The 7,064-nt window shown below is 56.7% G+C and carries 6 protein-coding genes; 3 read left to right on the top strand and 3 right to left on the bottom strand.

All coding sequences use genetic code 11. The annotated features are described in order from the left end of the window. The 3 genes from LD28_RS0111235 to asnB form a co-directional block, all read left to right on the top strand. Positions 1 to 577 (top strand): NAD-binding protein (locus LD28_RS0111235; RefSeq protein ID WP_033137057.1); only part of this gene is annotated, 577 nt, incomplete at its 5' end. A gap of 139 nt (positions 578 to 716) precedes the next feature. Continuing rightward, on the top strand, positions 717 to 1,085 hold the full coding sequence (locus LD28_RS0111230; RefSeq protein WP_033137056.1) for a cupin domain-containing protein: 369 nt from the start codon (positions 717 to 719) through the stop codon (positions 1,083 to 1,085). A gap of 192 nt (positions 1,086 to 1,277) precedes the next feature. Then, positions 1,278 to 2,942: an asparagine synthase B gene (gene asnB, locus LD28_RS0111225; protein WP_033137055.1), complete on the top strand. Its 1,665-nt coding sequence runs from the start codon at positions 1,278 to 1,280 to the stop codon at positions 2,940 to 2,942. 311 nt (positions 2,943 to 3,253) lie between these two features. On the opposite strand, the gene LD28_RS0111220 is transcribed toward asnB, so the two are convergent. From LD28_RS0111220 to LD28_RS0111210, 3 genes are all read right to left on the bottom strand, one after another. Further along, positions 3,254 to 3,763 (bottom strand): hypothetical protein, encoded by a 510-nt coding sequence (locus LD28_RS0111220; RefSeq protein ID WP_033137054.1) that lies wholly within the window; start codon positions 3,761 to 3,763, stop codon positions 3,254 to 3,256. A 72-nt stretch (positions 3,764 to 3,835) separates the two neighbouring features. Then, the gene (locus LD28_RS0111215) at positions 3,836 to 5,155 is read right to left on the bottom strand and encodes a capsule biosynthesis protein (protein WP_050514310.1); all 1,320 of its coding nucleotides are present in this window, start codon (positions 5,153 to 5,155) and stop codon (positions 3,836 to 3,838) included. Positions 5,156 to 5,162: 7 nt separating this feature from the next. After that, positions 5,163 to 7,064 (bottom strand): capsular polysaccharide biosynthesis protein (locus LD28_RS0111210; RefSeq protein ID WP_033137053.1); only part of this gene is annotated, 1,902 nt, incomplete at its 5' end.

Raw genomic sequence — 7,064 nt, 5'->3', positions numbered from 1 at the left:
GCTGGTGGCGGTCTCGCTGGCGCTGGCGGCGAGCTTTATGATCTCCGCCCCACTCAATGCCCAGAGCGAGCGAATTTATCACCGCATCGGCCACTGGCTGCGGGGATTGCAGGCGAGCAACCTCCATCCGGAAGACAGGCCCATCGAGCTTGGCGATGCGGAGGTGATCATTCTCGGCATGGGGCGGATCGGTCAGGGGGCCTACTTCGAGCTGGAGAACAAATACGGCAACGTCATCCTAGGGGTGGAGAACGACAGCGAGAAGCTGCCCACCCTGCGCGAACAGGGGATGAACGTCATCGAGGGGGATGCCACCGATACCGACTTCTGGGACAAGGTGCTGCTCTCCAATCAGGTCAATCTGGTGCTGCTGGCGATGCCCCACCACTCGGGTAACCTCTACGCCATCGAGAAGCTGCGCAGCCACGGCTTTAACGGCAAGATCGCCGCCATCGTTCGCTTCGAGGATGATATCGCCTCCCTGCAGGAGCAGGGGGTGGATGCGGTGTTCAACGTCTACAACGAAGCGGGCAGCGGCTTTGCCCGCCATGTGATCCGCCGTTTGCAGCCGCGTTGAATCGTCGGCCAGCAGCCCTTGGCAAGGGCTCTTGGCAAGGGAATGTGCATCGTTTAAGTTATGCACAACCTCGTTTAATAAAACGAACGCGGGGCCGGGATGGCCCCGCTTGCTTATCTACCGTTGCCAAGGAGGCACCATGAAGACCCTCAACGACTGGATTTTGCTCGACCGCCACGAGACTGCTCCCACCCCGCTGATGCCCGCCCCCGAGCGCATTAAAGCGGGTAACCCGAGCCAGACGGTGTGGAACCACTACTCCGATCCCAGCCAGCAGTTTCACGTCGGCTTCTGGGCCTGCGAGCCCGGCCGCTGGGCCATTCACTACACCGAGCACGAGTATTGCCAGCTGCTGGAGGGGGATGTGGTGATCCACGACAGTCAGGGCGGCCAGCTTGCCCTCAAACCCGGCGATCAATTCGTCATTCCCGCAGGCTTTGTCGGAGAGTGGGAGACCCTCACTTCCTGTCGCAAGGTCTATGTGATCTTCGAACCCGCCTCGGCTTGACGTTCACGTCACCCTGCCCCGTTGCAGCAGCCCTTATCCTGTTGATCTGCTTGACGCTTACGGCATGATTTTCTGCGGTTTTCCCGCTTGCAAAAGGTTTTTCCGCTAGGCATTGTGTCTGACGAGGAATGTAAATGGAATTTCGAGCCCGGACGTGGGGGGCTCATATAAAAATCAAGAGGATTACCGCCAATGTGTTCAATTTTCGGCATTCTGGACATCAAAACCGACCCGGCTCTATTGCGCAAATCGGCGCTGGAGATGTCCAAGCGACTTCGTCACCGCGGGCCTGACTGGTCCGGCGTCTACAGCTCCGACAAAGCGATTCTGGTGCACGAGCGCCTGGCCATCGTCGATCCGGGCAATGGCGCCCAGCCGCTCTACAACCCCGAGCGCACTCACGTATTGGCCGTCAACGGCGAGATCTACAACCACAAGGAGCTGGAGAAGAACCTCAAGGTCGACTTCAAGTTCCAGACCCATTCCGACTGTGAAGTGCTGCTGGCCCTCTACAAGGAAAAAGGCCCGGCGTTTCTCGACGATCTCAACGGTATCTTCGCCTTTATCCTCTATGACGCCGAGCAGGATGCCTACCTGATTGGTCGTGACCACATGGGGATCATCCCCCTCTATACCGGTCGCGACGAACACGGCAACTTCTATGTCGCCTCCGAGATGAAGGCGCTGGTACCGGTCTGCAAGAGCGTCGAAACCTTCCCGCCGGGACACTACCTGTGGAGCAAGGATGGCGAGCTTAAGCAGTGGTACCAGCGCGACTGGATGGAGTACGGCGCGGTCGAGCACAACGTCAGTGACAAGGCCGAGCTGAAAGCCGCGCTGGAAGCGGCAGTCAGACGCCAGCTGATGTGTGACGTGCCTTATGGCGTGCTGCTCTCCGGCGGGCTGGATTCATCGGTGATCTCCGCCATCACCAAGATCTACGCCGCCCGTCGGGTGGAAGACGATGGCAAGAGCGAAGCCTGGTGGCCGCAGTTGCACTCCTTCGCCGTTGGCCTCGAAGGCTCGCCGGATCTCGCCGCCGCCCGCAAGGTGGCCGATCATCTGGGCACCATCCACCACCAGATCCACTTCACCGTGCAGGAGGGTCTGGATGCCCTGCGCGATGTCATCTATCACCTCGAGACCTATGACGTCACCACCATCCGCGCCTCCACGCCGATGTACCTGATGGCCCGTTACATCAAGGCGATGGGGATCAAGATGGTGCTCTCCGGCGAAGGTTCCGACGAGCTGTTCGGTGGCTACCTCTACTTCCACAAGGCGCCCAACGCCCGCGAGTTTCACGAAGAGAACGTGCGCAAGCTCGCCTCTTTGCACCTCTATGACTGCCTGCGCGCCAACAAGTCGATGGCCGCCTGGGGTGTAGAAGGTCGCGTGCCCTTCCTCGACAAGGAGTTCATGGACGTGGCGATGCGCCTGCAGCCGGCTGACAAGATGTGCGGCAAGGGCAAGATCGAGAAGCACATCCTGCGCGAGGCGTTCGAGGATCTGCTGCCCCACGAAGTGGCATGGCGCCAGAAGGAGCAGTTCTCCGACGGCGTGGGTTATTCGTGGATCGACAGCCTGAAAGCCATGGTAGAACAAGAGGTGACGGACCAGATGTTCGAGGCCGCGGAATTCCGCTTCCCCATCAACACCCCGCTCACCAAGGAGGCCTACTTCTACCGCGCCATCTTCGACGAGCACTTCCCGCTGGAAGCCGCTGCCCGCACCGTGCCCTACGGCAAGTCGGTCGCCTGCTCCACCCCCACCGCGCTGGAGTGGGATGCCAAGTTCAAGGAGATGGCCGACCCGTCCGGCCGCGCCGTGATGGACGTGCACCAGCAGGGCTACTAAGCCCGAACGGTCAACCAGAGCGGATAACGCCAGATAGCAAAAAGCCCTTCACCATGGTGAAGGGCTTTTTAATTATTCAATCGCGAAAACCATCTGACAAAAATATCAAAAGCAACATGAAACATAGCGTTTAAATTGAATTGACTTTCTTAACAATCTGATTGCAGATATTCGATGGCGGTTCAGAAAAATATGCCCAAAAACGACTCTATCAGTCATGATCGCATTATCAACGCTCATTTATCCATTTCACGCGTTCATCACACAATCCGGATGTTCACTGATAACACCATATCCTGGTGATATAGCTGTTACATAAATGTCCAGCGTAACGAGAAGGTCGTTACCGCAACATGCTCTCGCCCCACCACCCAGTTAACCTTGGGCGCATAACCTATCTCTAAAGCCAACGACTTGTATCCTATGGTCGCCATCGGCAGTGCAGCAAAACCATCCGTGCCAGAGCCATTAAGATAGCCAGCCTGCACGCCTAACCCGGCAAAAGCATGCTCGGTAAAATACCACTCTTTGCGATATGAAAAACCTGCATAACCAGCTGTTTTTTCATAAGAATCTTTATAGAAACCACCACGAAGAGCCAGTTTGCCGGTATCGTTGTCTCCCAGAAAAACCCATGCCATACCCAAGCCGGGATTAACGCCATTAAAGTCACAGGTTTTACTCTTTTTCCCTGTTCCTTTCTCACAGCCGCTATGAATCGATGCACCATGGATCAAGAGGGAGAGGTCATTATCTGAAGCCATGGCAAAACTTGGCAAGCACAGCAAACTGACAGATAATATGCCACTTTTTATATTCATCTTAACCACTCCTTGTTATTAATCACGCAACATGATTAAACCACAAAAGCGCATCATAAAAACAGCAACATATCAAAATAGCTCAGCCATCAGGTTGTCACTGCTCATAACGATGTATTGCATGGCCAGCAGATAGGTCGATGGGAAAAAGAAGAGACTCCTCAACGCGCGTTGTGTGCTATTTGGACGAGCAACCTTTTGCTCTACCTCAGGCAGCGCCATCTTATTCATCAACGCCTGTGCACTGATATCCAGATGACGGTAAAAACTGGCATTGAGCTGGGTCAAGTGCAGCAAGGAGTGGCGCAGCCGCTTGAACGTCTCGGAGCAAACCGGACTCTGATGATGCCAAAATGACGCCAATGACCCTCTGGTGGTCAAGCCCGAGATATCATAAAGCGCCCGCCCCATGCAGAAGGTGGGCACATCATGCAGCAGCGCCGACAACCCCACCGTACTGTTGATGGTGATGACCCCTTTCAGCAGCGGATAAAGGGTCGGCAGCGGCAGCTCATAACCATAAAACACCCGCCCTTCCAGCCCCAGCACAGCACAGAGCCGGTTTATCTGGGCCCGATAACTGACATAGCCCCGATCCATCGGGTGATGTTTGAACAACAGCACATCTTCAGGCTTGGCATGTTCCGCAAACGAGTTGATCACTTGGCCGACCATCTCCTCTACCCCACTCAAATCAGAGTGTTCCCTGATCTGAAAATCTTCGGTCACTTGGAGAGGGACAAAAAAGATATGCCCTTTATGCCGTGGCAATGCCCGCAGCAATGATCGGTCAGCGCGCATATTCCTGTATTTGACCATCCCGCCACATACCCATCCCATCGCCTCTTGCACCAGACTCCAGGGACGATGATTGACAAAGTGGGGATATCGCCAATGCTGCAACGCCTTGTTGATGTGATAGCGACTGGCATACCAGGCCCGTACGGCAAAGGTCTTGCCCACCTTGAGTGAGGAATCATAGGGCTCTGACCAATCAAGCCGTGGCAACTGATCACGACGCTCATACCAGGGGCTGAAGGCATTGACGCCCCCCTGTTCCAGGGTGACGTAATCCGGTCTGAGGTACCCCTCCTCCATTGCCCAGAATGACAATTTCTTCAACTTGCAAATGCGACCAGCAACCTGATGGTAGTAACGGCAATCGCCGTAGCAGATCACCGAATCGATACCGTGCTGCTTGAGCACCCGGCGCAAAAATGCGTTCCACCCCTCAGGTTTGCCGCGAAAGCGCAGGTTTTCACCCACACAGGGCCAACACTCATCCCCCCCGTTGAAATGGATCTTCACCACCTGATGCCCCGCGTCGACCAAGTGTCGACTCAGGGTCTGAAAGAAGGGGCCGAGCGGTCCTTGCAGCAACAAAATATTCATGGATGAGTTATCTCAAATACGGGGAGAGAGAGGGGCGTTGTATTAACGTCTGAGCCAGGTAACCCAGCTTGATTTTCCAGCGCTGCCAGCGGCTCGCTTTTTGGGTTGATGAGTGCCCCTGCTCTGCCAGCTGGCGGATCAACTGCTCCGGACTTATCCAAAGACCCGTCTGCCAATCGATATAACGCGGATAGGCGACCAACGTCAGATAGACCAGTGCCGCCAATGGCAAAGTGCGTTGACGTCTGGCGGGGGGATTGGCATCCATGGTCAGTCCCCAACCACTGTAAAAAGGCTGGCCCCAGGTCGTGACCTTGACCCCCTGCACCAGCGCCTCAAAACCACTGAGCGAGGTCATGGTGTGCAGCTCATCCACATGGGGATAGAGGCTGGTGAGGCCGATATCCAGCACCTGGCTATCGACACACTCCGCCAGACAGGCCGCTGAAATTGCCCCCGCGCGATTACCCGCCACCACATCCGGATGCGGCTTGTAGAGGATATGCGCCTCCGGTTTGGCGGCGCGCACCGCCCACAACAGCTGCTCGTTACTGCGAATGTTCGGGCTGCCCGTCAGGATGGAGGCATCGCCATCCACCTGCCCCACGACCAGAACCAGCTCACGACCATCGCCCGGCGGAGAGTAGTGCTGCGGTTCGCCAACATTGTATTTGCTGACCCTGTGCTCGCGTAGCAAGGCGATCAATGCAGTGCCTCGCTTGATGTCAGCCTCCGTCAACCCTTGATAATTCAGCAACTGTTCGAGACCGCTGGGGGTGCGGCTGTCGAAATAGATCCCGACCGGGTCAAGTGACAACGAGGAAGGACGACACAGATTGGAGCCAAGCCCTTTCGAGCGAATAAAACCATCCTCCACACGGATAGCAGAGGTGAGGTCGGGGTGACGACTGCCCCACACCAATACTTGCTCGTCACCGGTCAACCGTTTCGGTGGCTGGCGCACAAACCGCAACTCATCGGCCAGGTGATGGCAAAACGCCTGCATAAAGGCTCGTTTCCACAGGGAGAACCCCACCAGATAGAGCCGACGCCAGCGCGGTGGTGTCTGATGCTGGTTGGCAATAATGGCGATCACCTCCTCCACCTCACAGCGCTGACCCAGTACGGGATCCAGATAGCGGGGGTAAAGGATCAAGGCAGCCGCGACCAGTTGCGCCAGAGAGACGGCAACCTGACGCCGCTCGCAGTGCTTGCTGTCCTGGGTCAGTCCCCAACCGGCATAAAATGGCATTCCAAAGCAATAAACCGGTTTGCCAAGCAGCAGCGCCTCAAAACCGAGCTGGGATGAGACGGTATAGACAGCCACAACCTGATTGAGCAGCGCATGGGGATGGCAGTGATCGGCCACGATCTCCACATCATCCAGATTCAGACGGGCTAACACACCGCTCTTCTTGCCAAAGCGGGTATCGGGATGGGTACGCAGCAGCAGACGGGCATCGGGATGATTGCGGCGCGCCGCCTCCACCATCGCCACAAAATCCGCCTCACTGGCAAGCGCACCCGGGATGGAGAGATCACCTGCCACCTGATCAACCAGCAGCACCCGGGGCTTGGCACTCTGCTGCAGACGCGCGGCCAATGTCGGTGGCAAACCGCCAGAAGCACTGTCGCTGTCGGCCCATTGGGCAGGCGCTGTGGCATAACAGTTGTATTTGGTGACCCCCACGCGCACCAACTCACCCATCAGTCGATTGGCCCGCGCCAACATCTCGGGCTCACAAGGGCTCGTGATCAACTGCTCAAGCTGACTGGGCTGACGCGCATCGTAGTAGATGCCAACCGGATCGGCGATCAACGAGACCGCTTTGCCCCCCTTGGCGGGGTGGCCGATATAACCGATAAAGCCATCTTCCAGCTGCCAATAAGGCAAACCCAACTCTTGAGC

Origin of the sequence: Aeromonas finlandensis, assembly GCF_000764645.1 — a bacterium.
GTDB classification, from domain to species: Bacteria; Pseudomonadota; Gammaproteobacteria; order Enterobacterales; family Aeromonadaceae; genus Aeromonas; species Aeromonas finlandensis.
Note: the sequence above shows the minus strand (reverse complement) of the source record. Positions and strands in the feature narration are given on the sequence as shown.